This window comes from Salmonella sp. SAL4457 (genome assembly GCF_046548235.1).
In the GTDB taxonomy this organism is placed as follows: Bacteria; Pseudomonadota; Gammaproteobacteria; order Enterobacterales; family Enterobacteriaceae; genus Salmonella; species Salmonella enterica.
This window is the reverse complement of sequence record NZ_JBGDZO010000104.1, coordinates 1-389: the sequence shown is the minus strand read 5'-3', so window position 1 is coordinate 389 and position 389 is coordinate 1. Positions and strand designations below refer to the sequence as shown.

Sequence of the window (389 nt, the reverse complement as noted above, 5' to 3'; positions counted from 1 at the left end):
GCCCTGGGAAGTGCCCTACGGCAAGCCCGAGCGCATCGTCACCGCGCTGGACATCATGGTCGAGGGCCCGCTGGGCGGCGCCGCGTTCAACAACGAGTTCGGCCGTCCGGCGCTGACCGGCTACTTCCGTACCTTCGAGCAGAAGATCGCTACCCCTCACGGCGAGGAAGTGCGCGGCTACCACAAGCCGATCATGCTCGCCGGCGGCATGGGCAACATTCGCGACGAACACGTGCAGAAGGGCGAGATCAGCGTCGGCGCCAAGCTCATCGTCCTTGGCGGCCCGGCCATGCTGATCGGCCTGGGCGGCGGCGCCGCCTCTTCGATGGCCACCGGCGCCAGCTCCGCCGACCTCGACTTCGCCTCGGTGCAGCGCGACAACCCGGAAA

At 68.6% G+C, this 389-nt stretch carries 1 protein-coding gene; it reads left to right on the top strand.

What is annotated here, in order from left to right; genetic code table 11:
* A partial coding sequence (locus ACLJNW_RS23435) for a hypothetical protein (protein WP_410961115.1) occupies window positions 1–389 on the top strand: 389 nt, incomplete at both ends.